Source organism: Bradyrhizobium sp. CCGUVB1N3, from assembly GCF_024199925.1.
Lineage (GTDB): Bacteria > Pseudomonadota > Alphaproteobacteria > Rhizobiales > Xanthobacteraceae > Bradyrhizobium.
On sequence record NZ_JANADR010000001.1, the window covers coordinates 5,164,596 to 5,188,350 of the forward strand.

The following is a 23,755-nucleotide window of genomic DNA, read 5'->3' on the forward strand; positions in this document are numbered from 1 at the left end:
TTACACCTCCAGGTTTGTCAGGTCGGGAATGAGGTCGGCGGCCCATAGGAGCTCGTGATCCGCGAGCCAGGCCGGCGTAAAATTCTCGCGGCCGTACTCGGCGAGCAGCCGTTCGATGGCGGCATGGTCCGCCTTGGATGAGGCCGCGCAGAAAGCGAGCGCGATCGGTCCGAGACCCAGCTCAAATAGCCGATTGCCGCGCCGCGATTGGCAGTAGTAGTCTCGCTTGGGTGTCGCTCGTGCGATGATCTCGATCTGGCGATCATTGAGGCCGAAGCGCCGATAGATCGCCATGAGCTGGGGCTCGATGGCGCGCTCGTTCGGCAGGAAGATCCGCGTCGGGCAGCTCTCGACGATCGCGGGCGCGATGTTGCTGCCGTCGATGTCGGAAAGCGATTGCGTGGCAAAGACGACGGACGCATTCTTCTTCCGCAACGTCTTCAGCCATTCGCGCAGCTGCTGGGCGAAGGCCGGATCGTCGAGAACAAGCCAGCCCTCGTCGATGATGAGGAGTGTCGGCCGGCCGTCGAGCCGTCCTTCGATGCGATGGAAGAGGTAGGTGAGGACGGCGGGCGCAGCACCGGCGCCGATCAGACCCTCGGTCTCGAACGCCTGGACTGACGCGAGGCCAAGCCGCTCATCCTCGGCATCGAGCAGCCGGCCGGAGGGACCGCCGACGCAATAGGGTTGCAGCGCCTGCTTGAGCGCGGTCGATTGCAGCAGGACGGTCAGGCCGGTGATTGTGCGTTCCTCGACGGGCGAAGACGCGAGTGAGGTCAAGGCCGACCAGACATGCTCCTTCGCGGTCGGATCGATAGTGACGCCCTCCTTAGCGAGGATCGCGGTCACCCATTCGGCGGCCCAGGCGCGCTCCGCCGCATCACCGATGCGCGCAAGCGGTTGAAGCGAGACGGAATCCTCGGCGCTATTGGACAGGCTGCCGCCGAGGTCGTGCCAGTCGCCGCCCATGGCGAGTGCCGCGGTTCGGATCGAGCCGCCGAAATCGAAGGCAAATATCTGGCTCTTCCGATAGCGGCGGAACTGGATCGCCATCAGCGCCAACAGCACAGACTTGCCGGCGCCGGTGGGGCCAACGATCAGGCTGTGGCCGACGTCGCCGACATGGAGCGAGAAGCGGAATGGCGTCGAGCCTTCGGTCTTGCCAAACAACAGCGGCGGCGCCTTGAAATGCTCGTCGCGCGCCGGCCCCGCCCAAACAGCCGAAAGCGGAATCATGTGGGCCAGATTCAATGTCGAGAGCGGCGGCTGGCGAACGTTGGCATAGGCGTGCCCCGGCAGCGAGCCGAGCCAGGCCTCTAACGCATTCACCCCTTCCGGCATGCAGGTGAAGTCGCGACCCTGGATCACTTTCTCGACGAGGCGAAGTTTTTCGGTGGCGCGGCCAGGATCCTCATCCCAGACAGTGACGGTCGCGGTGACGTAGGCTTGGCCGACATCATCGGTGCCCAGCTCCTGCAAGGCGAGATCGGCATCAGTGGCCTTGTTGGCAGCGTCGCTATCGACCAGTGTCGAAGCCTCGTTCGTCATCACCTCCTTGACGATGGCAGCGATCGACTTCCGCTTGGCGAACCACTGCCGGCGGATCCTGGTCAAGAGCTTCACCGCCTCGGTCTTGTCGAGGAGGATCGCACGCGTCGACCAGCGGTAAGGAAAAGCAAGCCGGTTCAGCTCGTCAAGGATTCCGGGATGGGTCGCGGTCGGAAAACCGACCACCGTGAGCGTGCGAAGATGATGGCTGCCGAGGCGAGGCTCGAGGCCGCCGGCGAGCGGCTCGTCCGCGAGCAGCGCGTCGAGGTGCATCGGCGTCTCCGGGACGCGGATGCGCTGTTGCCGGGTCGAGATGGTCGAGTGCAGGTATGTGAGCGTGTCGCCGTCATCGAGCCAGCCCACCTCGGGCATGAACCCCTCGACCAATTGCAGGACGCGGTTGGTCCGATCGACGAAGCCGCGCAGCAGCTCGTAAGGGTCGACGCCGTTCTTTGCTCGCCCCTCATAGAGCCAGCCCTCGATGCGCGATGCATCCTCGGCCGGCGGGAGCCAGACAAAGGTCAGGAAATACCGGCTCTCGAAATGCGCGCCGGCCTCCTCGAACGCATCCCGCCGCTCGAGATCAACCAGCGCGGATGCCGCATCGGGAAAGGCACTATACGGATAGGTCTGCGCGGCGATGCGCTGGGCCTCGACGAAGATCGCCCAGCCTGAGCCGAGACGGCGCAATGCGTTGTTGAGGCGGGCTGTTACGCCGACCAGCTCCGCAGACGTCGCGCTGTCGAGATCAGGACCACGGAAGCGCGCCGTCCGCTGGAACGATCCGTCCTTGTTGAGAACGACGCCGCGTTCGACCAGAGCGGCCCAGGGCAGAAAGTCCGGAAGGCTGGCGGGTCGATTGCGATACTCAGTGAGGTTCAGCATGGCAGCCTCATGTGGCCAGATAAGGCGGATAGCGGAGGTGGCGCCTGACGACGTCCACGAATTGCGGGTCGCGCTTGGCCGCCCAGACGGCGGCGGCGTGGCCAACAGCCCAGAGCAGCGCGCCGGGAATCCAGAGACGCAGGCCGAGCGCAATGGCGGCCGCCAGCGTGCCGTTGGCGATCGCGACGCTGCGCGGCGCGCCGCCCATCAGGATTGGGTCCGTCAGCGCCCGATGGACCGGTGCAAAGAAGCCCGGCACCTCTGGATCGACGATTCCCACCATCAGACCAGTGCCCCGCCCGAGAAGGAGAAGAAGGTCAGGAAGAAGCTCGACGCAGCGAAGGCGATCGACAGGCCGAAGACGATCTGGATCAGTCGGCGGAAGCCGCCGGCGGTGTCGCCGAACGCAAGCGTCAGGCCTGTCACGGTGATGATGATGACCGAGATGATTTTGGCGACCGGACCCTGCACCGACTCCAGGATCTGATTGAGCGGCGTCTCCCACGGCATCGAGGAGCCGGAGGCGTAGGCCGCGGGCGCGAACGCGATTGACATGATGGCAATCGCGGCGACCTCGGTGAAGCGGCCGCGGACGTGACGGATTGCGGAAGGAAACTGGATCATGGGGGATCTCCGGGGAGCGAGGGGTCGCCGCCCGCCCCGGCGGATTGGACGCGGTAATCGCCGGTGGCGGGATCGAGCCCGGCGATGAGAGCGAGTTCAGCAAGGCGGCGTTCGCTGCCGCGACCGCGCAGCACCGCGACGAGATCGATTGTCTCGGCAATCAGCGCCTTCGGAACAGTGAGGACGGCTTCCTGGATGAGCTGTTCGAGGCGGCGAAGCGCGCCCAGCGCCGTGCCTGCGTGAATCGTTCCGATCCCGCCGGGATGGCCGGTGCCCCAGGCTTTGAGGAGCTCCAAAGCTTCGCTGCCCCGCACCTCTCCGACCGGAATGCGGTCGGGGCGCAAACGCAGCGAAGACCGGACCAGATCGGATAGCGACGCGACGCCGTCCTTGGTGCGCAGCGCGACCAGATTCGGCGCCCTGCACTGTAGCTCACGCGTATCCTCGATCAGCACCACGCGATCGGTGGTGCCGGCGATTTCGGCGAGCAGTGCGTTGGTGAGGGTGGTCTTACCGGTCGAGGTGCCGCCGGCGACCAGGATGTTCTTGCGCGAAGCGACCGCAGCACGCAGCGCCGCCGCCTGACCGGCGGTCATGGTGCCGGCGGCGACGTAGTCATCCAGCGTGAACACCGCTACCGCAGGCTTGCGGATCGCAAAGGCCGGCGCCGAAACGACAGGGGGAAGAAGTCCCTCGAACCTCTCTCCCGTCTCGGGAAGCTCGGCCGAAACGCGGGGTTTGTTGGCATGGACCTCAGCGCCGACATGGTGCGCAACCAGACGCACGATCCGTTCACCGTCGGCCGCGGGCATCGTCTGTCCGCTGTCCTCTAGTCCGCCTGATAGCCGATCGATCCAGAGCCGACCGTCGGGATTGAGCATCACCTCGACGATCGAAGGGTCTTCGAGGAACGTCGCGATCGCCGGGCCAAGCGCGGTGCGCAGCATGCGCGCGCCACGCGAGAACGCTTCCGAATGGAGTGAGGTGCCCGCCACGATTGTCCCCGTCGAGCGCCAACCGCAGTATGTGATTGGCGACGGGGATGAGTAGAGAGGGCAGGAAATGGGTCAGTTCAACAAGTATTCAGCCGTCGTAGGAGCAAGGCGTAGAGCAACGAAAAAATACTTGCTACGTCGAAATGCAGATCGCCCCCTCACGACAAATTCTGCGACAGCTTCGTCAGTCATGCTGCGCGGCGCAGTTCTCCGCCCTCGGCCCGCCAAACGCTAGGACTAGACGTCTACCTGGTATTCCGGCGCAATCAGTGCGGCTAACGCATTAGCTGTCGCTGCTGATAGCGTCCAGCCAAGATGGCCGTGACCAGTGTTGTAAAACACGCGCGTATCGCGACCTCGCATGACGCGCGGCAGCATGTCAGGCATCATAGGACGAAGGCCCGCCCAAGGAACAGCATTTCTGGTACTCATACCGGGGAAGTGCGTACGACACCATTTGATCAGTGGCTCAATCCGCGCTGCTCGGATATCCTTGTTGATGCCGTCGAACTCGGCGGTCCCGGCCACTCGAAACCGCGTTGAGCCGAGCCGGCTGGTGACGATCTTGGCGTGGTCGTCGAGCAGGCTTGTCCACGGGGCCGCTTCCTGATCTGAGTTCTCGGGAAGGTGCACGGTGATTGAATATCCCTTCACTGGATAGACATCGACGCGATCACCCAGACTGGCGGCAAGGCGGCGCGATCCTACACCGCCGCAAACGACCACGCGATCGAACTCGTCGACACAAGCATTTGTGCCTTCTCCGGCTTCTGTCGATCTCCAATTCACGCCAAGGTGCTTGCCCTTACCCAGGGCGATCGACAGCACCTCAGCCGAAAAGTTCATTGTCGCTCCGAGACGTTCACAGGCACAAGCTAGACCGGTCGTGAACTTATGGATGTCGCCGGTGAAGTCGGACTCAGTATAGAAGCCGCCATAGAATGAGCCTTTGAGTGCGGGCTCAATCGACCTGATTTCCTCTGGGGTTACCGCGCGGCGTTCGAGCCCTCCTTTGGCGAGCAATGCGGTAACCTGAGCCGCGGCGGCGAATTCTGCCTTGGTGTGATAGAAGTGCAGGATGCCGCGGTCTTCGCAGTCGAAATCGATGTTTTCCTCTTGCGCCATCCGCCTCAGGTGAGCGCGTGACTCGATCGCCAACCGCGCTGTCGTGACGGTATTCACTTCGTATTTTGGGATAGAGACAACGAACTGCGCCATCCAGGAGAATTTGTGCCAGGATGGCTTCGGATTGACCAGAAGTGGCGCACCCGGGGTGAATATCCACTTGATACCCTTGAGCACCGTGGCCCAACTATTCCAGACCTCAGCGTTCGAGGCCGAGAGCTGACCACCGTTGGCGAAGGATGTCTCCATCGCTGCATAGGGATGCCGGTCAAAGACGGTGACTTCGCATCCTCGTTTAAGCAAGGTGTAGGCTGTGGTGATGCCAGTGATGCCCGCGCCAATGACGGCAACGCGACAACGGTCAGAGACAGTCATAGGTGCTCCTGCCCGCGCAGTGCGCGGGTCATCTACACCCCCTCTGTCATTGGCCTGAGAGTTTCGTCGCGAGCACGACCATCCGGCCTGCGACTTTCACCATCGGCGCAGGACTGTCGCCCTGCTTTTCAGAGTCTAAGAACGTTCTGCGGTTGCTTTGCCTGAGAGTTTCCGGGGTCGTTGCTCCGTCGGCGCCGCTTCGACCGAAGCCGAAGCGATCTCTCCCCCATTGACGGCAACAATCTAAGTCGGTATACCCGGTATGTCAATTGTCGCCGGTAGCTTCGGGCTCAAGGGCTGGACCAGCGAGCAGCACGAATCATCGAGGTTCGCGAAATGGCCGTGGAAAGATCTCTCGCGAATGCCCAGGTCTCGCTGGGCCCCGATCGAAGTTCATTTGCACTTTTTCCACCTAAACTGCAGGGCGTAAGGTCCTTCGATGGGAAATATCAGTACCCGTTGGAGATAGCATTCGATTACTCTCGCGTGGATCGAGCAGTGATCTCCGGCGACGCTGGCCCGGGCATGCTTCAATGGCGCAGCTTGCTTCCTCCCATTGTCGATGAGTTGAGCATGGGCGAGGGCAGCACCCCGCTGATCGAGATTCCAAGACGAACAAGTCAAGCCGATGCACGTGTGTTTCTGAAGGATGAAAGCAGAAATCCAACGTTCAGTCACAAAGACAGATTGAACCTATGTGTCGTCAGCGCAGCCAAGATTTCCGGCTCGCGCGGCATCATTGCGGCGTCCACAGGCAATCATGGCATCTCAACGGCTGCTTATGCGGCCAGAGCAGGATTGGCCTGTATCGTCCTTGTCCCTGAGAGATTCAGCAGAAGCTATTTTGCAGCGCTTAGCGCATACGGTGCGCATGCAGTTCCTGTGCGAGCCGACGCTAAATTCAGGATCTTGAGTCAATTCGTAACTGAGGTCGGCTTCCATCCGACCAGCAATTCGACGGAATTTCATACGGGTCACCCCTTCGGGCCGGAGGGATACAAGACAATCGCATATGAACTCTTCAACCAGTTGAAGAGGATGCCGGCGGCCCTTGTCGTCCCCACAGGTTATGCTGAGCTATTGTTTGGCCTGGTCAAAGGATTTCAGGAGCTGATCGAGCTCGGTATAGCAGCTGATTTGCCCCGGGCGTTCTCGGTTGAGCCTGAAGGGATGGCTCCATTGGCAAGAGCGCTGAAAACCGGGCAGCCCATGGCCACCGTCGCTCCCGTGGAGAGCCGCCTGACGTCCATTGCGTGCACTGTCAGCGGGTACCGCGGTGTCCGGGCAATTTCGGAATCCGGTGGCACAGCACTAACGGTCACCGATCAGCAGGCCTTGATGGCGCAGGCCAAGTATGCCCGCATCGGCCTTTGGCAAGAGCTTTCCAGTTCAGCTGCCTTGGCGGCTGTCGATTTGATCGCTCCAGGGTTCAGGGACAAAGATGTGGTGGTAATTGGCACATCAAGTGGGATGAAAGATCCAATCGATTATCACGTCGTCGATCGAGTTTGCACGAGCTTTGACGATTGCCTCTCCTATCTGCGAGATGAGTATTCCTTCGATGTCAGTCGGACAGGCGTGCGATAGCGAACTGGGTCAATCCTGATGCACGCAACTGGGACATTTGAGAGGCTCCAGCCATTGCGCACTGCTATCAAGATGACCGGCGTCAACAAATGGTACGGTGAATTCCAGGTCCTGCGCGACATCAACCTGGAAGTCGACCGCGGTGAAAAACTCGTCATCTGCGGGCCCTCAGGCTCGGGCAAATCGACGTTGATCCGCTGCATCAATAGGCTGGAGGAGCACCAGAAAGGCCAGATCATCGTCGAGGGCACGGAGCTCACCGGCGACGTCAAGAAAATCCATGAGATCCGTCGCGATGTCGGCATGGTATTCCAGCAGTTTAATCTGTTCCCACATCTCACGATCCTCCAGAACTGCATGCTTGCGCCGTTCTGGGCGAAGAAAGTGCCCAAGAAGGAAGCGGAAGAGATCGCGATGACCTATCTGCGCAAGGTCAGAATCCCCGAGCAGGCTAACAAGTATCCGGGTCAACTCTCGGGCGGGCAGCAGCAACGCGTTGCTATCGCGCGCGCTCTTTGTATGAAGCCGAAGGTCATGCTCTTTGACGAGCCCACCTCAGCGCTTGATCCGGAGATGGTGAATGAAGTGCTCGAAACCATGGTCAGTCTTGCCAACGAAGGAATGACCATGATCTGCGTCACGCACGAAATGAACTTCGCGCGCCAGGTTGCCGATCGCGTCATCTTCATGGACGGCGGCCAGATCGTCGAGATAGCGACGCCCGACGAGTTCTTCAGCAGACCCCAGCACGAACGCACAAAGCTCTTCCTCAGTCAGATCTTGCGCTGAGGAAGCAGTTGCGCACCAGACGAGAGAGCGGGGTCCAACTGCGCAATCCCATTCGCATCTCTGCGTACCGCACTGTGCGAGCTGTATACTAGCACGAATACCCCTGGACTGCTGAGAGGCGAGCCGTATCCTAGCGGTAACTGGCTCCACAAAGCGCTTTGGCAGTTATGTCGCTTGAAGAGACCTTCTCATCGGCGAAGCCGTATTTTGCCATGATCTTCTCAACCGTGCCGTCGGCCATTCGCTGCGCCAGGCTTTCATTGAAAAGATTACGAAACTCTGCATCCTCCGGCCGGAACTCAAAGGCGCCATAGGCTTTCTTTTCTCGGCCATTTTCGAGCAATCCCGTGAAGGGTGCCGCACGCTCCACACCTTTCACGTTAGGGTCCCTCAGAATACCGACAGCCGATCCACTTGCGAACAATACCGCATCAACGCGATCAGCTAGAAGCGCTCCCAGAAGAGCATCGTTGTCTGGAAAGAGCTGAATTCGATCCTTGGCAATTCCCGCGGCCACTGCATTCGGCGTGGTCGATGCGCCTCGCATGTCGCCCAATCGAACATGCGGGTCTTTTGCTACGTCTTCGTAGCTGTGGATGTTCAGAGGATTGCCCTTCTTCACCAGAACCGCATCGCCACCGGCTTGGAAGGGGTTCGAGAAGCTTACCTGTTCGCATCGCGCGGCGGTGATCACCATACCGGACGCTACGGCATCGATTCTACGCGATAGAAGGCTTGGAATCAGCGCGCCGAAATCCATGACCACGAAGTCGATCTTCTTCACGCCCAGTGAGTCCGCGACCGCCTTCAGAACCTCCGGATAGAGACCGGAAACGCTTCCATCATCTGTTTTGAATCCCCATGGCCACTTGTTGTGGACACCGATCGTGAGTTTGCCCTCGCTGGCCACCTTCTCCTTGAGGGTTTGCGCGTCTGCACCCGACGCCACAGCGCCTAATGCAACAAGCGCTATAGCTCCAACTCGTGCGGTTCTGCGGAAAATGTCCAAGATCTTCATCGGCAACCCCTATTCTCGCTTTTCAAATGCAACACTGCGAACTATCTGTGCAATTCCTCTTTGCTGCGAACAGTCACAGTTGGGCTTCGAACAGTCGACCCCAGCCATGCAAGACGTCGTGACATTCCGCCAGTCGTAGAGCATGCCAACACAAAGCTTGATTGGATGAGATGATGGATTTTCCAGTCTGGCGCTCCAGTTCGTCGATAACAGCCGCAGCACGCATCTGCGTGCAAGCGATTACGATCGTGTCTACATCCGCTCTCTCAGCCACCTGTCGCACGGCGCCGGAGATGCTCTTCGGAGAAATGAATGGCGCATCGTCAGCGACGCAGCCGTCTTCATTGTGAAACGTACTGACCGTCGGCACCTCGAATCCCGCAGCCTCGATCTCGCCGATCATCCGTTCGGCCACTTCGCGGGAGTAGGGCGAGACATAGCCCACACGGCGGGAACGCAGCGCTCGAAGAGCAGAAAGAATGGCCGTGAAGGGATTTGTGACCTTCGCGCCCGGATGAACGTTACCGATTCGTCGCGCTAGCTCTTTGGGCCCGATGGCCATCGCGGCAGAGGTGCATCCCAGGGCGACAACGTCCGAAGGACGCATCGTGTTGATCAGCCGGAGGGACTCATCAAGGTTGTCGGCCTGCTTCGTCATTCCATCCAGAGTGACTGGCTGATTGCGCTCCCGGGATGCTGGGATGCGACTTTCGTAGAGCGCGACCCCCGGAACTGTCAGCATCGCTCGCGCTTCGTGTGAGAGCGACTGGTCGTTCGCAATGACAACCATTCCGATGTGCGCTCTCGAACCGAAGCCACTATCGATATCGTAGCGAACATCAGTCCAACGCTTGGCGTCCTGCTTGGCTTGTTGCGAGGACATATGACCTCCTAACCTTGTGTTTCTGGACTGGCTCTCTTCACGTCGCACGCAGTTTCGGGCGATGCAGTAAGACGGCTAACGACATTCGAACTCGGAGACGCCCCCTTACCGCTCGGCGCACCCGTGCGGGCCTAGCCACGCCATTCCCGAACCTCGGACATCATACCCGGTATACTCGGACTGCTTAGTTGCCTTGTCAAGCAGGGACCCTTGAAAAGACCCGATTGACCGTGATGGGGACTGCTGGTCGCTCCTAGCGGGCCGACCATCCCGATAGGGTCCAGGATCGTCAACGCGGCTCTGGTAAGCCCAGATGAACTTCGATCTGCTAATTGCGCAACAGTTCACGAAGGAATTGGCGAGTTCGCGCGTGCTCCGGGCTGGCAAAAAACTTGACGGGAGGAGCCTCTTCCACGATTTTCCCGCCGTCCATGAAGATGACCCGGTCCGCCACCTCGCGCGCAAATCCCATTTCATGCGTGACGCAGATCATAGTCATTCCTTCAGCGGCGAGGCCGACCATGGTGTCGAGAACCTCCTTCACCATCTCGGGGTCAAGCGCCGAGGTTGGCTCATCAAAGAGCATGACCTTCGGCTTCATACAGAGCGCGCGCGCGATGGCCACGCGCTGTTGTTGTCCACCCGACAGTTGAGCGGGGTACTTTCGTGCCTGCTGCGGTATGCGGACACGCTCGAGATTCTGCATCGCGAGCGCTTCGGCGGCATCGCGCGCCATCTTTCGCACCCGGATCAAGGCCAACGTACAGTTGTCGAGTACGGTCAGATGAGGGAACAAGTTGAACTGCTGAAATACCATGCCGACGTCGCGACGCACCTCGGCCAACCCCCTCATTCCCGCATGCAACTCCGTACCATTGACAGCAATTCGGCCTCTCTGATGGGTTTCAAGCTGATTGACGCATCGGATCAACGTCGATTTACCTGATCCGGATGGACCGCACACCACGATCCGCTCGCCAACAGCTACAGCGAGGCTGACGTCACATAGGACCTGGAAACTCCCGTACCATTTGGACAGACTCTCGATTAGCACGGCCGCAGGTTCCGCTGCTGTCCGCTGCTGGCCGCCAGCACTGTCCCATTCCGCGGTATCCGACATCATTTCGTCCTCCGTGGCCGCCTTTGTGACGGGTTTAGTGCGACGGGGCGAGTACTCCGAGGCGCCGCTCCAAACCCGTGACCAAAGCGACGGCTATCAATGCCAAACCAAGGATAAGAAGGCCGGCGACAAACATCGGTTCGGCATAACGGTATGTGTCCGACGCCACGTCAAACGCACTGCCGAGCATCTCCGGGACTGCGATCGCCGCCAGGTACGGCGTCGCTTTAAGGACGGAAACGGAATACGCGCCGAGCGGCGCGGCAACGTTGCGCAGCATTTGTGGCGCGATCACAAAGACCAGGGTGTCGCGCCAGCCTAGACCGAGGGTCTGAGCAGCCTCGCTTTGCCCGCGCGGTACGGCGTCTATTCCGGCTTTGAACACTTCAGACATATAGCCGGAGTAATAAAAGCCGAGACCGAACACGCCCACAAACATCGGCGGCAGAGTGACGCCATAGTAGGGAAGCACGTAGAACAGAAAATAGAGTTGAGCCAACACAGGTGTCGAACGAATTGCATCAATGACGAACTGAATGACTGGACGGACAAAAGCGTGGGAGCGTCGAAGGATCTCCCAAAGAAAGCCCATCGCCGCCGCGCAAATGAAGCTGAGGATTGCAACCAGCACCGTGTTGCCCAGGCCCTCCAGGATCCTCGGGACAATGTGCATGGCAAAAGCGAAATCAAAATTCATGGGAGCCTGCACGTCCCTTCGCGACCGACTTTTCGAGATAGCGTCCGAAGATCGTCACCGGATAGCAGATGATGAGATACGCAAGGAGAAGACCAGAGTAGATTGGCACCGGGTTGTAGCTCAATTGAGAGATCTCCTTCGCTCGAAAGGTCATATCGGATAACGTGAGCAATGAAACGAGCGAGGTACCTTTTATCAGCTGTATGCCTAGATTGATGAACGTCGGGATCATCGCGGCTATCGCCTGAGGCAATTCGATTAGGCACAGCACGGCGAAGCGGCTTAGCCCCAACGCAAGTCCGGCTTCGCACTGTCCCTTGTCAATGGCTTGAAGTGCCGCGCGGACTGACTGGCTGCCATAGCCTCCGATATTCAGGCCAAGCACCAACGAGGCGACAGCAATCCCTGATAGATAGATACCGAACGCTGGCAGCGAATAGTAGAACGCGTACAGCAGCACAATTACCGACGAACTGCGCCAGAACTCAATGACAGCGGTAACGCCCCAACGATAGATGCCACTTGAGAAATGCTGCAGTACGCCGGCGACAAGGGCGAACGGGACTGCATACAACAGCCCTAGCAAGGTCACACTCACGGTGATACCAACGCCGGAGTAAATGCCGAGTAAGATCTGCAGCAAGCTCATCTTCGCTCGTCCATGCTGCTACACTCAGCCCCCGAGTTGCCCCGCCGTACGGCTCGACATCGCAGTCGCGAACACCGCATCTTCTGAGCGTCCATCCCTTTGCACGACTTCCGTTCCGCTGGGCGCGCACCAGAGCTGCGGAAGGCGATTATAGTTGAAGTTCAATCCGGGCCGTTGACCCGTGGCATCAGACCCCTGAGCTCGATTAGCCAAGCACCTCTGACGACCTCGAAGACGAAACCGCCTTTTTAGTGCCGGCCGAGGTAGCCTGCTTGGTAGATCGAGGTACGGCCGAGATCGTTCGGATGCCAACGACCTCACCGCCGTTCGGCCAAGCTCGAAGGAGCGACCAACCGAAATCTGCCGCTCGCTCCCTTCACGCTCGACTTCGTCTCAACATTGACCGGTTGATATGGACCCGATATACTCGGTATGTCAAGCTCAGTTATGCTGCGGCCCTCGCCTTCGAATTGTGCAAACCAGCGTCTAGGGGCTCTTCCGGCGGCGGTTTGGGATGCACCCGCGGCCTAGCGAAGAAGCGTATGTCGGTGCGATGGGCGTAAGAACATAGGCGCTCCGGCGCCACCATCTCGGGACTGCCCAATGCCTGACCAATATCAGAATCGCCGGGTGTACGATATAAGACCGGCCGCACAAGTTGATACGGGCAACAGGAGATCAAGTTGGTCAACACAACCAACGCGAAGGCAAACCTGCGGAGATCCAAATTGATCGATGCCGCCAAGACGAAAACGGGGAAATCGAAGTTGGTCAACATAGCCAACGCGAAAGCAAAAAAGACTCAGTCTGCGGCGGGTCCTGCTGGCTCGCAAAATCTGCGTGCCAAGTTTCAGCACGCCTCACGCCCCTTGCATGAGATGGTCCGCATCACTCTACAAGAGCGCATTCAATCTGGAGCCTACTCCAGGGATATTGCACTACCCTCGGTGCCCACGCTGGCTGACGAATTCGGCGTCAGCGCGATCACCTTGAAACGAGCGCTTCGCGACCTGAAAATGGCAGGCCTGGTTCGCTCCGTTGCAGGGCTCGGCACGTTCATCCGCGAACAGGAGCGGTTTGTGCTCAATATGAGCGCTGCACTGAAGCTCTCCGGCATGAAAGACGATGCCCTGCGTTCCCGCCGCTCTCTGCGGATTAAGCTTCTTTCTATCGCTAAGAGCGAAATTCAGGAGCCGGCACTTCTGCCCTTCAATCCACCTACGCAAATTTATCTCCGCGTCGAAAAAATGATATTCGTCGACGAGATTCCTATCGCCTTCGATCGCGCATTCATCTCTCTGCCAATTGACCAAGATTTCATTGATTCACTTGGTGCGCGCTTTATCTATGAAATCATGCGTGGGCGTCAGATGCCGGTTATTTCCAACCGCATGATCATCGATGCGGCGCCGCCGGCTGAGGATGCTCAGGTCGCGCTAGGCATTCCCGACGGGTATCCAACCTTACGAAAATGTTATCACTTTGTGGCGGGTGCCCCGCCGATACGAGTTTATGGGATATCCGTTTCGCCTTTCGATCGCGTCGCGTGCTCGCTGGATTCATCGGAGGCGATCCACACTTGAACGGAGATCCGATCATTCCCTTATAGCATTGAGAATACTTGAAGCGAGCACGCTGGCACCAATTGCGAGAGCGTCCTCGTCGAGATCGAATTCGGAAGTATGGTGCGGCGCGATGATCCCACGGTCGGCATTACCGCATCCGACGAGAAAGTAACATCCGGGAACCCGCAGCAGGAATTCAGCCATATCCTCACCTGCCAACGTAGAATAGTCGACATTCGCATCGCAGACGCCACTCAGCGAGCCGGCCGCCGCGCTCCTCACGTTGGCAACGGCACTCGGGGCGCTAATGCAGGCAGGAATGGAGCCCGAAGCTTCCAATGATATCGAGACCTTGAACTGCCGGCCGATCGCTTCCGCGATTTCCTTCAAGCGCTCGAGGATAAATGCCCGGCTAGAGGGCGACTCGGTCCGCAACGTCCCCCCCGCTGAGATCATCTCGGGTATGACGTTGTGGATCGAGCCGGCTGCCAGTTGCCCTATACTGATCACTGCGGCTTCCTGAGCGTCAACTTCTCGCGCCACGAGATGGTAATTTGCCTGAATCAGCTGCGCGAGAGCGCCGACGGTATCATGCGCGAGATGCGGGATCGCGCCATGCCCACCACTCCCCTTTATGGTCCAGGACAGCTTGTCGCAAGAAGCAAAGAGCGCCTTTTCGGTAACCGCAAGCTGTCCGGTCTGAAGCTCGCTCCATAAGTGCAGACCATAACATTGCGCAGGATTATAGCGTTCAAGCACACCGTCCCGGATCATCGCCAGGGCGCCCCCACCGGGCTCTTCAGAGGGTTGGAAGCAGAGAACAAGCCGACCGGCCAAAGATTGCCTTTGCCGGGCAAGGATGCGGCCCACTGTAAGCGCAATGGCCATATGGCCGTCATGCCCACACGCGTGACTGTTGCCAGGAATTGTCGAGCGACCTTCACGGTCGGCCACTTCCTCGATAGGAAGCGCATCCATATCGGCGCGAAGCATGATCGTAGGGCCCGGCTCAGGCCCTTCGATCGACGCAACCAATCCTGATTGTCCGTAGGCGCGCTCGTCGACGTTGAAGTCCAGTTTCGTCAAAGCTTCCGCGACGAACGCTCTCGTACGCGGCAAATCGAATCCCAGCTCGGGAATTCGGTGCAAAGCGCGTCGGCACGTAAGAGCCCATTCAAAATCATCGTCCGCTATCAACGCTTCTTGCTTGAGATAGGATCTATAACTGCCGATCGACAAACTCGACCTCCGTGCTAACGATCAATTGAATTGCTCAACGCCGCCATGGTCATCTGGCACAGACAGCGGAGTAGGTGGCGTCCGGCATTTCAGCCTCTGAAAACCCATATTTCACCAAGATCTTCAACAGCGTGCCGTCAGTTCGCATCGACTTCAGTTGCTCGTCATAAGCGTTGCGGAAGTCGGCATCTTCCTGGCGGAAGGCGACAGCTGCGTAGTTGAAGCGTGGATTGCCCGCGGCGTCCCGTTTGCCCGTGAAAGGTGTGGCACGTTCAACGCCCTTATCTTTGATGTCGTTGTACAGAGCGGCGATGGACGCGGCGGTGGCCGAGACCGCATCGACGCGACCGGCAACGAGTGCCGAAATCGCGGCCTGATTGTCAGGAAACAGGATCTGCCGGTCGCTTGGCACGCCTGCCGCCAATGCGTCCGCCGCCGTGGTGAAGCCCCGAGCGGTTCCAATTGTTGCGCCGGGATTCTTCGCGACATCCTCATAGCTGTGCAAGTTCTTGGGGTTGCCGGCTTTCACCAACAACGCATCAGCCATTTTGATGTCTGGATCGCCGAACGCTACCAGTCGACAACGTTCGGGAGTGATGAATAATCCTGCCGTCACGACGTCCACCCGATGCGCCTGGAGTGCAGGGATCAGGGCGCCAAATTCCGTGCTGACGGCCTCGAACTTCTTTACGCCCATCCGGCTGAGCGCCGTCCGAAGCACATCAACGGAGAACCCGTTAAACTCGCCGTTCGCGTCCTTTAGTCCCCACGGCGCCTGATTATAAACGGCAACTCGGACTGAACCGGCGCTGAGAGCCTGCTGGTATGTGGAATCGGCATGCGCCGCCGTCGCCGCAATCAATCCTGCGCAAATCGCCAAACACGATGACAAGCTTGACTTGAGCATGACCGCCTCCTCAGCCTCCAGATCCGTTGACCATAAAGCTATACCCGGTATACCGTGTCGTCAATGGACCGGTACCGGGAATTGTAGCCGGTCGGATCGGAAGGGATCACGATGGCAATGAATCTGCAGGGTGAAGAAGTGGCGCGGAGAATGGAGAGGCTTCGCCAAGAGATGGCACACCGCTCCATTGACGCCTTCGTTCTGACTGATCAGTCCAACTTCGAGTACTTTACCGGATACAAGTCGCTGTTCTGGACTTCCAAAACACGTCCATTTTTCGCGGTCATCTTTGCCAACGACAGTGCGGCCATCGCAATCGCAAGCACGGCCGAGGCGCGGACCGTGAAGCAGTCGGCCGGAATGCCTGCAAGCCTCCGATTCGAATTCTACACCGGGTTCATCGAAGCGGGCCTAGCGAAGTTGCTGGAGGTTGTAACACCCAAGCTGCCCGCATCGCCGGTGATTGCAGTTGATTACGGCAATGACCACTTCGGCCGCGGATCGCTGGTACTCCCTCAAATGTGGCGATCGCATAGCCAGAAGGTCGAGGTCATCGACGGGTCAGCCACCATCTGGGCCGTACGCATGATCAAAAGCGAACTTGAAATCCAGTTGAAGCGGCAAGCCATGAAGGTTGCCACTGATGCGTTCTTCACGTGTCTTGAAACACTTAAGATCGGGGACACCGAGGAGCAGTTCGCCGTTTCGTTGAAACGCGAGATGCTTGCCCAGGGTGCAGAGAGCATACCATGGCTTCCGGTTCGATTCGGGCGCTCAGATATGGCGTATAGTCTCCGGCCGACGCAAAGAAAGTTGGCTGAAAACGACTACATCTGGGTCGACATCGGATGTGTTCGCGAGGGCTATATGTCCGATGTCAATCGAATCGCCAAAGCTGGTCGCGTAACGGTGGAAGAACAAGAAGCCTACGGAACTATTCGAAGACTGACGCTCGATTCGCTGCATTCCATCCGCGCCGGCATGACTGGAGGAGACGCGTTCAGAAAATGCGCGGAGCTCGCGTCCGCAACACCATTTGGTGCACCTGCCGGTGCGGCATCTCGCATTGGACACGGTTCAGGTATTGACCTAACCGAACCTCCTTCAATCATGGATAGCTCCGATGAGGTGATCAAGCCTGGCATGATCCTCCATATCGAGCCAAAGTATGAAACGGAACTTGGTGTATTCCAGCTTGAGGAGGTCGGCGTGGTCCGAGACGCTGGCATAGAAATGCTGACGATAACCGCGCCGGAGATATTTCCGACGATTAGATCCTGTGCATAGCAGCTGATCCAGATCGGGAAAGCATAGGCCGCGAAGAGGGTGACAACGTAACTCCGGGGGTTAGGGGATTGAATTGACCTAGCGATGTTCGATCTCCCGGACAGAAGGTATGGCAAGCGCTATTGGAGACTGCGCGCTCGCCGCAACAATTGCTACCGTAGGAGCGTACTACGCCTGCTTCAGCCCGGTCTGTCTACCCTGGTGCGAAAACCGGCCTCGAACTTCCGAGATGGACTTTGCCGAAGGCCAGCAGTTTCCGCAGTTGATGGTCGAGCGGTCTCGGGAGCAACTGGCGACCGCCCCGCACACGGCGCCATAGACTTTGCGATAGTGAGTAGCGAACGAGTCGTGCTTGGAAGTGAAGTTGATGGTCGTTTCAGGGCCGAAGCGAAGGAGGCGCTGAAGCAGCGCAAGCAAATGAAATGACCCATTCAAGAGAAACCTTGGTCACAGACGACTCGCCATAAGGCTTCAACCGTGCCAGTGGAATTTCGCGATCTACGCTGGGCGATCGCCGCGTCCCAGCACCGAAGCCTCCGCCAAGCGGCAGAGACGCTCAGGGTCAAGCAGTCGACGCTTAGTCGCTGCCTGCGCAATCTCGAGCACAAGGTCGGCAGCACGCTGTTCGAACGCACCAACGGCGGCACGCGACCGACTATCCAAGGTCTCGAATTCCTCGACGCCGCCCGGCGCATCGTGGGTGAGACGGAGGCCATAACGGCGCGCCTCAAGACTCACTCGCGTGGCGAGAGCGGCCGATTGATCATCGGCATCCATGCTTCCCTCTCAGCCGGCAATCTCCGGGCTACCCTCCTGGAGCACCGGCAGCGCTTCCCCGATGTCGATCCACATCTGGTCGACGGGACGGGAGACCAACTGATTTCCGATCTCGTCAATTCCGCGATTGATATCGCCCTCGTGGCCGAGCCCAATCCGAGGTGGAACGACAAGTCATTATTGGTCTGGAGCGAACGTGTCGTCGTCGCCCTTCCCGAACATCATCCGCTGACAGCCCGCAATGTGGTTCATTGGGGCGAACTGCGGCAGGAAACCCTGTTGTTGTCACAGCACGGCCCGGGACCGGAATTCCACAAACTGCTCATCAGCAAGTTGGGAGCTTCCGATCCATGCCCGGTGCTTCGTCATGATGTATCGCTCGATCGGCTCCTCACCCTGGTCGGCGCCGGCTGGGGGATGCTGCTGGCCTTGGAAGGTGCGACCGGCGCTGTCTATCCGGGCGTCACCTTCCGCGAGGTGCATGATGCAGAGGGCCCAACCCGGCTGAGCTTCCGCGCTTACTGGCGGCAGGCCAACGGCAATCCATCACTACGCCCATTCCTCGACCTGCTTCGTGAGCGTTATCCGGATCTCTCAGCTGAGCCAGGAACGAGCTGAACAGCACCTCGCCGGGCCTTCGCAAACGCTCGGTCGGTCGCCATAAAGCGCTCGATCATCGGCGAGATCAGTTTGGCGGGCTCGCCCAATGGCTGTCGACCTCGTCCTCGAGCCCGGACAATTGTCTCTGGTGTCCCCGTCCTCGCATTCTCGCCGACCAACATCGTGACCGTGTGCGTTGGGGACATTGATTACGCAGCGTCGATTCTTACCCAGGAATTGCTTGCGATGCACGGTATTGAACCGCTACCGCGGCGGGATTTTCGTCCGCGCGGGTAGGCGATCATCAAACCATCGAGCAGGTTCCCTCACGTGGGCTCGCTCTCCTGAATATCCTCCGGGATCTCCTGCCGGAGCTTCGGCCCTTGATTCAGCCGTCGCCCGAGGGCCGCAACGAAATTGTCGTAGCGCGCACCCGCCTGCGCCCGCGCCGCCTTCGCGGCCGGTTCGGGGAGTGGCGGTGACGTCGTGAGCCAAAACCGAACGAACAGCGCCAAGGTTTCGACCGAGATCCCCATGTCGCGCTCGAGGCGCGCGATGCGACGATCAATTTGGTCGAGTCGCTTGGCAATGGCAGCCTCCCTCCGCTCGTCGGCATCCGGCGACAGGAATGACGCGATCGCGGCTTCGGCGATGAGAGACATCGGCTGCTCGCGGCGGGTGGCATAGGCTGACAACGTTTTCATGACCTCCGGGTCGAGATAGACCGACATCTGAGCTTTCTTCTTCGGTGCGGTCATGCTGCCTCACAATCCGAGATCGTCGCCGGGATCGAGCGATGCTTGGCGCGCGACGCCCTGCATCACATCGTTCATGCGCCTGATCCGCGGGGCATCTTCGTCGAACTCGTCGGCAAGATCGGCCGCGAACTCGTTGTCGAGCGGTTCGGTCTTCTCCACAGTGTCGTGACCCAGTTCATGCTGCCGCCGACGATCGGCGATCTTCGGATCCTCTACGTCGGTCTCGTCGTTGGCCGAGGCCGGAGGGGGCATGGGGCGCGGCGGGAGTGGCCGTAAACTCCAATCGTCCGGCCGTGTGTCGTTGGGCTTGGTCAGCATCGGCGGCGCCAAAATGCGCTCCTGGAAACGAGTGTCCTCGTAGTAGCGCGCCTTCCTCGCGCGGATCGGATGCAGGCCGGACATCATGACGATCTCGTCCGAGGGCGGAAGCTGCATCATCTCGCCAGGCGTCAACAGCGGCCGGGCGGTCTCCGACCGCGATACCATGAGGTGACCGAGCCAAGGTGCCAGCCGGCTGCCGGCATAGTTCTTCATCGCCTTCATCTCAGTCGCCATCCCCAACGCGTCAGACACCCGTTTCGCCGTCCGTTCGTCATTGGTCGCGAAGCTGACCCGGACGTGACAGTTGTCGAGGATCGAATTGTTCGGCCCATAGGCCTTCTCGATCTGGTTCAGCGACTGGGCGATCAGGAAGCTCTTGATGCCGTAACCTGCCATGAAGGCGAGCGCCGACTCAAAGAAGTCGAGCCGGCCGAGCGCGGGGAATTCGTCGAGCATCAGGAGGAGCCGGTGCCGGCCTGCCTTGGCCATCAGATCCTCGGTCAAGCGGCGGCCGATCTGGTTGAGGATCAGCCGGATCAGCGGCTTGGTGCGGTTAATGTCCGATGGCGGCACCACAAGGTAAAGCGTGGTCGCTCGCTCTGCGCCGACGATGTCGGCGATCCGCCAGTCGCAGCGACGCGTCACCTCCGCCACCACGGGATCCCGATAGAGACCGAGGAACGACATCGCCGTGCTGAGGACACCGGAGCGTTCATTACCGGATTTGTTCAAGAGTTCTCGCGCGGCGGAGGCGACGACGGGATGGACACCGGCCTCACCGAGATGCGCCGTCCGCATCATCGCAGCGAGCGTCGATTCGATCGGCCGCTTGGGATCGGATAGGAAGGCCGCAACGCCGGCGAGGGTCTTGTCCTCCTCGGCATAGAGGACGTGGAGGATGGCACCGACCAGAAGCGCGTGGCTGGTCTTCTCCCAATGGTTCCGCTTCTCGAGGCTGCCCTCGGGGTCGACAAGAATGTCGGCGATATTCTGGACATCTCGCACCTCCCACTCGCCGTGCCGCACTTCCAGCAACGGGTTGTAGGCTGACGACTTCGCATTGGTCGGATCGAACAGAAGAACCCGGCCATGCCCCGCACGAAAGCCAGCGGTCAGCTGCCAGTTCTCACCCTTGATGTCGTGGACGATCGCCGATCCCGGCCAGGTCAGCAGCGACGGGATGACGAGGCCGACGCCCTTGCCCGATCTCGTGGGAGCGAAGCACAGGACGTGCTCCGGTCCATCATGGCGGAGATAGGCGCGTTCGAACCGGCCGAGAACCACGCCATCAGGCCCGAGCAGGCCGGCCTGCGCGATCTCCTTCGCCTCGGCCCATCGTGCAGAGCCATAGGTCTCGGCATTTTGGGCTTCGCGGGCGCGCCAGACCGACATGCCGATCGCAACCGCCGCGGCGATGATGCCGCCGGATGCTGCGATATAGGCACCCTCGATGAATACGTGCGGCGCATAGGCATCGTAGGCATACCACCACCAGAAGAAGGCAGGCGGAAGGTAGATCGGAAAACCGAGCAGTTCGAACCAGGGTTGCCCGAGTTGAGATTGGAAGCCGAGCTGCCACGCCGTCCATTCCGTTGCGGTCCAGATCGTCAACAAGACGATCACTAAGACAGTGATAACCTGCCCCCAGAGGATCTTGGTCGCGGACATGGCGGGCCCCTTTCATGAATTCGGTGATTGCTGGGATCGCTCACAGGCCGAGCCCGCGGCTGCGCCCAAAACCCCAGTCGACGCCACCGTGGTCGCGGGCGACGCCGGAGACATGGCGACCGAGTTGCTTTTCGAGTGAGGGGGTCCAGGGCACGAGCTGGAAGCCGAGGCCGTCGTCGATCATGGCAAATCGACCGGAGGCGAGCACGAAGCGCTGTCGATAGGTCCCAGCGACATAATCGCCGGTGACCGACGGATTGTATGGTTGGCCCGTCTCGGCCGCGACCTGCTGACCAAGAGCTTCCACCTCCCGGCGGCGCAGCGTGGCCACGAGGTTCTTCGAAAACACCAATCCGCGTGCCTGGCGCTCAGCAAAACCTTGCTCGATCAGCTGCTCGGCCCGCCGTTCCATGGCTTGCCGCACCTCGGCGCCGAAGCCAGCCTGGCCAAGTGCCACCGGATCGCGCGCGACCGCCTGTCGGTCGAGCCATGTCGCGCCACTCGCCATCACCTGCGCTTCGATCGAAAGATCGGAGCGAACGGCCAGCGCCAGGCGACGCTGTCCTCGCGCATCATCGAATTTGCGGAGTTCGACGATCGAGCCTGGTGCACTGTCGCCGGCAGCATCAAGATCGGCGAGCCTGATATGGTGGGTACGGCCATCGACGCCGTCGACGACGGCATAGGCAGTCCCCTTGAGCTCGTCGTCGAGACCGCGATCGACGAGGCGTCCGATCACGGGGACGTCGAGGCTTTCGCCGGCCAACACGTAACTCGCAGTCCCGCGCTCGATGCCGCGTTCAGTCAGGCTACGGTGAATGCGTTTGATGATGTCGCCGCGATCGCCAAGCTCGCGCAAGGTCGTCTCAGCGGCCTCGTCCATGACCCATTGACCCGGCCCGAGTTGATGCGCAAGGCCAAGGCCCTCGAGGCGCCGCAGCCGGCCAACCTTCAGCGCATGGAACTGATCGGGCTGCTGGGCCGGATCGGGCGCAAGGTCGATGACGCCGTGCCGGCCTGCGTCGCGAACAAGCTGGCGATCGAGCTGGGTCCAGCGTTCGGCGTCGACCTGATGCTCGAGCGAGCGGCGGATGTCGAGATCGGAGCGCAGGCCGAGTTCTTGTGTAACCAAGTCCTGCGCGCGGGCACGCATGCCCTCCTTGATGTAGGCGCGCGAGATCACGAGGTCCTGGCCGTCCTCCGTAACCCCACGCACGAGGATGTGGACGTGCGGATGCTGGGTATTCCAATGATCGACCGCAACCCAGTCGAGCTTGGTGCCGAGATCCTTCTCCATCTGGCCAACCAGTTCGCAGGCGAAACCTTTGAGGTCGGCCATATCGGCTGCGTCCTCCGGCGAGACGATGAAGCGGAAATGGTGCCGGTCATTCTGGCAGCGCTCGGCGAAAGCCTTGGGATCGGCATCGTCGGTCTCGGGGTCGAACAGGTGGGCCTTCTCCCCGTCCCGGGTGACGCCCTCGCGCCGGAGATAGCCGAGATGCGCGGCGAGCGGCGCGGAACGCACTGAATGACGGACGACCCGGGTCTTGATGGTCACCAGACGTGAGCGGCCGGTAAGCTGACGGTTCGCCCGTTCGCTGGCAACCCGGCCGCGGCCGAAGCGCGAGTGACGATGACTCGCGAGACGGCCAGATCGCGACACGCCGCCGCCGGCGCGCTGCGCAGCCGCGAGCGCCTGGGCGATGAACGGCTTGGCTCGCTGGCTCCGCGAGGAGCGGATGCGGCCGGGCCGAGGCTGAAATTCCTTCTCCTCAGCCATGGCTAGCCTCGGCAATGTGCGAATTTGAGAATCCGTGCAATGAGTTGATGGTCGCGCGCACATTGCGTGTCGAAGCCACACATTGCCGGATCAGCAAAAAAAGAAAGCAAGAACAACCGACCGACCGAGCCGCACATTGCGGCCTTTTATCTCGCCATCGTTCCGGTCGCTGGTTCCCAGGGCTCAACTTCCAAGCCAACAGACTTTCGGCACTCGCGGCGATTTGCGACAAAACACGTCGGCTGGCGGCCGATTCATTGCGAACGAGCCGCCGCGACCTGGCGGTTGACTTGCGAAGCCTCCACTGTTTGCGAGCGCTTGCGATAGCGATCGTTACCCGTAGGGCCGAGACACCCATAGGGTGGCTCGGTGAGGAGCGAAGCGACGAGTAGAGCGCGGGCCGAAGGCATCGCCCATATACTATCAGCACGTTATTATCGCACCCCTCCGCTTCGCGGCCGATGGCGGTGGTAAGCTGCCATCGCGCGACCAATAGCCAGACCTCCGCAGCAAGGACGCAGACGGGCGAGCGTCGATCCTTGTGTTCATGCTGATGAC

The 23,755-nt window shown here is 60.0% G+C and carries 21 protein-coding genes and 1 riboswitch; of the genes, 5 read left to right on the forward strand and 16 right to left on the reverse strand.

Going from position 1 to position 23,755, the window contains the following annotated elements; translation table 11 throughout:
• From trbE to NLM33_RS24660, 5 genes are all read right to left on the reverse strand, one after another.
• Positions 1-2,433: a conjugal transfer protein TrbE gene (gene trbE, locus NLM33_RS24640; protein ID WP_254099657.1), complete on the reverse strand. Its 2,433-nt coding sequence runs from the start codon at positions 2,431-2,433 to the stop codon at positions 1-3.
• A gap of 7 nt (positions 2,434-2,440) precedes the next feature.
• Positions 2,441-2,716: a VirB3 family type IV secretion system protein gene (locus NLM33_RS24645; protein ID WP_254099659.1), complete on the reverse strand. Its 276-nt coding sequence runs from the start codon at positions 2,714-2,716 to the stop codon at positions 2,441-2,443.
• Entirely contained in the window at positions 2,716-3,057 is a 342-nt protein-coding gene (locus NLM33_RS24650) for a TrbC/VirB2 family protein (protein ID WP_254099661.1), read from the reverse strand. Before NLM33_RS24650 ends, NLM33_RS24645 begins: the two co-directional genes overlap by 1 nt.
• Positions 3,054-4,052 carry a P-type conjugative transfer ATPase TrbB gene (gene trbB / locus NLM33_RS24655; protein WP_254099663.1) on the reverse strand — a complete coding sequence of 333 codons (999 nt, stop codon included), beginning with the start codon at positions 4,050-4,052 and terminating at the stop codon, positions 3,054-3,056. Before trbB ends, NLM33_RS24650 begins: the two co-directional genes overlap by 4 nt.
• 237 nt (positions 4,053-4,289) lie before the next feature.
• Positions 4,290-5,552 carry a D-amino acid dehydrogenase gene (locus NLM33_RS24660; protein WP_254099665.1) on the reverse strand — a complete coding sequence of 421 codons (1,263 nt, stop codon included), beginning with the start codon at positions 5,550-5,552 and terminating at the stop codon, positions 4,290-4,292.
• Between the two features lie 139 nt (positions 5,553-5,691).
• Positions 5,692-5,789: riboswitch (glycine riboswitch) on the reverse strand.
• Between the two features lie 99 nt (positions 5,790-5,888).
• Between NLM33_RS24660 and NLM33_RS24665 the strand changes: the two genes are divergently transcribed.
• Together NLM33_RS24665 and NLM33_RS24670 are read left to right on the forward strand one after the other, a co-directional pair.
• On the forward strand, positions 5,889-7,139 hold the full coding sequence (locus NLM33_RS24665) for a pyridoxal-phosphate dependent enzyme (protein WP_254099667.1): 1,251 nt from the start codon (positions 5,889-5,891) through the stop codon (positions 7,137-7,139).
• Positions 7,140-7,211: 72 nt separating this feature from the next.
• Positions 7,212-7,928: an amino acid ABC transporter ATP-binding protein gene (locus tag NLM33_RS24670; RefSeq protein WP_254105874.1), complete on the forward strand. Its 717-nt coding sequence runs from the start codon at positions 7,212-7,214 to the stop codon at positions 7,926-7,928.
• A gap of 130 nt (positions 7,929-8,058) precedes the next feature.
• Here NLM33_RS24670 and ehuB (NLM33_RS24675) read toward each other — a convergent pair whose 3' ends face one another.
• The 5 genes from ehuB (NLM33_RS24675) to NLM33_RS24695 all read right to left on the reverse strand — a co-directional run bounded on the left by ehuB (NLM33_RS24675) (position 8,059) and on the right by NLM33_RS24695 (position 12,295).
• A complete protein-coding gene (gene ehuB / locus NLM33_RS24675; RefSeq protein WP_254099669.1) occupies positions 8,059-8,946 on the reverse strand; it encodes an ectoine/hydroxyectoine ABC transporter substrate-binding protein EhuB in 888 nt (295 codons plus the stop codon).
• A 73-nt stretch (positions 8,947-9,019) separates the two neighbouring features.
• Complete coding sequence (locus NLM33_RS24680) at positions 9,020-9,829, reverse strand: aspartate/glutamate racemase family protein (RefSeq protein WP_254099671.1); 810 nt, start codon at positions 9,827-9,829, stop codon at positions 9,020-9,022.
• 328 nt (positions 9,830-10,157) lie between these two features.
• Positions 10,158-10,949, reverse strand: coding sequence for an amino acid ABC transporter ATP-binding protein (locus tag NLM33_RS24685; RefSeq protein WP_254105875.1), 792 nt, complete (start codon positions 10,947-10,949; stop codon positions 10,158-10,160).
• 34 nt (positions 10,950-10,983) lie between these two features.
• Positions 10,984-11,646 (reverse strand): amino acid ABC transporter permease, encoded by a 663-nt coding sequence (locus NLM33_RS24690; protein ID WP_254099673.1) that lies wholly within the window; start codon positions 11,644-11,646, stop codon positions 10,984-10,986.
• Positions 11,636-12,295: an amino acid ABC transporter permease gene (locus NLM33_RS24695; RefSeq protein WP_254099675.1), complete on the reverse strand. Its 660-nt coding sequence runs from the start codon at positions 12,293-12,295 to the stop codon at positions 11,636-11,638. Before NLM33_RS24695 ends, NLM33_RS24690 begins: the two co-directional genes overlap by 11 nt.
• 683 nt (positions 12,296-12,978) lie before the next feature.
• Between NLM33_RS24695 and NLM33_RS24700 the strand changes: the two genes are divergently transcribed.
• Complete coding sequence (locus NLM33_RS24700; protein ID WP_254099677.1) at positions 12,979-13,878, forward strand: GntR family transcriptional regulator; 900 nt, start codon at positions 12,979-12,981, stop codon at positions 13,876-13,878.
• A 12-nt stretch (positions 13,879-13,890) separates the two neighbouring features.
• On the opposite strand, the gene NLM33_RS24705 is transcribed toward NLM33_RS24700, so the two are convergent.
• Both NLM33_RS24705 and ehuB (NLM33_RS24710) read right to left on the reverse strand, forming a co-directional pair.
• Complete coding sequence (locus NLM33_RS24705; protein WP_254099679.1) at positions 13,891-15,099, reverse strand: M20 family metallopeptidase; 1,209 nt, start codon at positions 15,097-15,099, stop codon at positions 13,891-13,893.
• A gap of 49 nt (positions 15,100-15,148) precedes the next feature.
• On the reverse strand, positions 15,149-16,006 hold the full coding sequence (gene ehuB / locus NLM33_RS24710; protein WP_254099681.1) for an ectoine/hydroxyectoine ABC transporter substrate-binding protein EhuB: 858 nt from the start codon (positions 16,004-16,006) through the stop codon (positions 15,149-15,151).
• A 111-nt stretch (positions 16,007-16,117) separates the two neighbouring features.
• On the opposite strand from ehuB (NLM33_RS24710), the gene NLM33_RS24715 reads away from it, so the two are divergent.
• Together NLM33_RS24715 and NLM33_RS24720 are read left to right on the forward strand one after the other, a co-directional pair.
• The gene (locus NLM33_RS24715; RefSeq protein WP_254099683.1) at positions 16,118-17,293 is read left to right on the forward strand and encodes a Xaa-Pro peptidase family protein; all 1,176 of its coding nucleotides are present in this window, start codon (positions 16,118-16,120) and stop codon (positions 17,291-17,293) included.
• Between the two features lie 477 nt (positions 17,294-17,770).
• Positions 17,771-18,688: a LysR family transcriptional regulator gene (locus NLM33_RS24720; RefSeq protein ID WP_254099685.1), complete on the forward strand. Its 918-nt coding sequence runs from the start codon at positions 17,771-17,773 to the stop codon at positions 18,686-18,688.
• Here NLM33_RS24720 and NLM33_RS49710 read toward each other — a convergent pair.
• From NLM33_RS49710 to NLM33_RS24740, 4 genes are all read right to left on the reverse strand, one after another.
• Positions 18,652-18,876 (reverse strand): DUF2274 domain-containing protein, encoded by a 225-nt coding sequence (locus NLM33_RS49710; protein ID WP_371929987.1) that lies wholly within the window; start codon positions 18,874-18,876, stop codon positions 18,652-18,654. The genes NLM33_RS24720 and NLM33_RS49710 overlap by 37 nt on opposite strands.
• Positions 18,877-18,996: 120 nt before the next feature.
• Positions 18,997-19,428, reverse strand: coding sequence for a CopG family transcriptional regulator (locus tag NLM33_RS24730; RefSeq protein ID WP_254099687.1), 432 nt, complete (start codon positions 19,426-19,428; stop codon positions 18,997-18,999).
• A gap of 6 nt (positions 19,429-19,434) precedes the next feature.
• Complete coding sequence (locus NLM33_RS24735; RefSeq protein WP_254099689.1) at positions 19,435-21,417, reverse strand: conjugal transfer protein TraG; 1,983 nt, start codon at positions 21,415-21,417, stop codon at positions 19,435-19,437.
• 40 nt (positions 21,418-21,457) lie between these two features.
• The gene (locus tag NLM33_RS24740; protein WP_254099691.1) at positions 21,458-23,197 is read right to left on the reverse strand and encodes a VirD2 family relaxase/mobilization nuclease; all 1,740 of its coding nucleotides are present in this window, start codon (positions 23,195-23,197) and stop codon (positions 21,458-21,460) included.
• Between the last annotated feature and the right edge of the window lie 558 nt (positions 23,198-23,755).

What these genes read in the sequence shown, in the direction of transcription:
- trbE (WP_254099657.1), bottom strand. Translation starts at nt 2,433, where the DNA reads ATGCTGAACCTCACTGAGTATCGCAATCGACCCGCCAGCCTTCCGGAC.
- NLM33_RS24645 (WP_254099659.1), bottom strand. Translation starts at nt 2,716, where the DNA reads ATGGTGGGAATCGTCGATCCAGAGGTGCCGGGCTTCTTTGCACCGGTC.
- NLM33_RS24650 (WP_254099661.1), bottom strand. Translation starts at nt 3,057, where the DNA reads ATGATCCAGTTTCCTTCCGCAATCCGTCACGTCCGCGGCCGCTTCACC.
- NLM33_RS24660 (WP_254099665.1), bottom strand. Translation starts at nt 5,552, where the DNA reads ATGACTGTCTCTGACCGTTGTCGCGTTGCCGTCATTGGCGCGGGCATC.
- NLM33_RS24665 (WP_254099667.1), top strand. Translation starts at nt 5,889, where the DNA reads ATGGCCGTGGAAAGATCTCTCGCGAATGCCCAGGTCTCGCTGGGCCCC.
- NLM33_RS24670 (WP_254105874.1), top strand. Translation starts at nt 7,212, where the DNA reads ATGACCGGCGTCAACAAATGGTACGGTGAATTCCAGGTCCTGCGCGAC.
- ehuB (WP_254099669.1), bottom strand. Translation starts at nt 8,946, where the DNA reads ATGAAGATCTTGGACATTTTCCGCAGAACCGCACGAGTTGGAGCTATA.
- NLM33_RS24680 (WP_254099671.1), bottom strand. Translation starts at nt 9,829, where the DNA reads ATGTCCTCGCAACAAGCCAAGCAGGACGCCAAGCGTTGGACTGATGTT.
- NLM33_RS24685 (WP_254105875.1), bottom strand. Translation starts at nt 10,949, where the DNA reads ATGTCGGATACCGCGGAATGGGACAGTGCTGGCGGCCAGCAGCGGACA.
- NLM33_RS24690 (WP_254099673.1), bottom strand. Translation starts at nt 11,646, where the DNA reads ATGAATTTTGATTTCGCTTTTGCCATGCACATTGTCCCGAGGATCCTG.
- NLM33_RS24695 (WP_254099675.1), bottom strand. Translation starts at nt 12,295, where the DNA reads ATGAGCTTGCTGCAGATCTTACTCGGCATTTACTCCGGCGTTGGTATC.
- ehuB (WP_254099681.1), bottom strand. Translation starts at nt 16,006, where the DNA reads ATGCTCAAGTCAAGCTTGTCATCGTGTTTGGCGATTTGCGCAGGATTG.
- NLM33_RS24715 (WP_254099683.1), top strand. Translation starts at nt 16,118, where the DNA reads ATGGCAATGAATCTGCAGGGTGAAGAAGTGGCGCGGAGAATGGAGAGG.
- NLM33_RS49710 (WP_371929987.1), bottom strand. Translation starts at nt 18,876, where the DNA reads ATGTCCCCAACGCACACGGTCACGATGTTGGTCGGCGAGAATGCGAGG.
- NLM33_RS24730 (WP_254099687.1), bottom strand. Translation starts at nt 19,428, where the DNA reads ATGACCGCACCGAAGAAGAAAGCTCAGATGTCGGTCTATCTCGACCCG.
- NLM33_RS24735 (WP_254099689.1), bottom strand. Translation starts at nt 21,417, where the DNA reads ATGTCCGCGACCAAGATCCTCTGGGGGCAGGTTATCACTGTCTTAGTG.
- NLM33_RS24740 (WP_254099691.1), bottom strand. Translation starts at nt 23,197, where the DNA reads ATGGCTGAGGAGAAGGAATTTCAGCCTCGGCCCGGCCGCATCCGCTCC.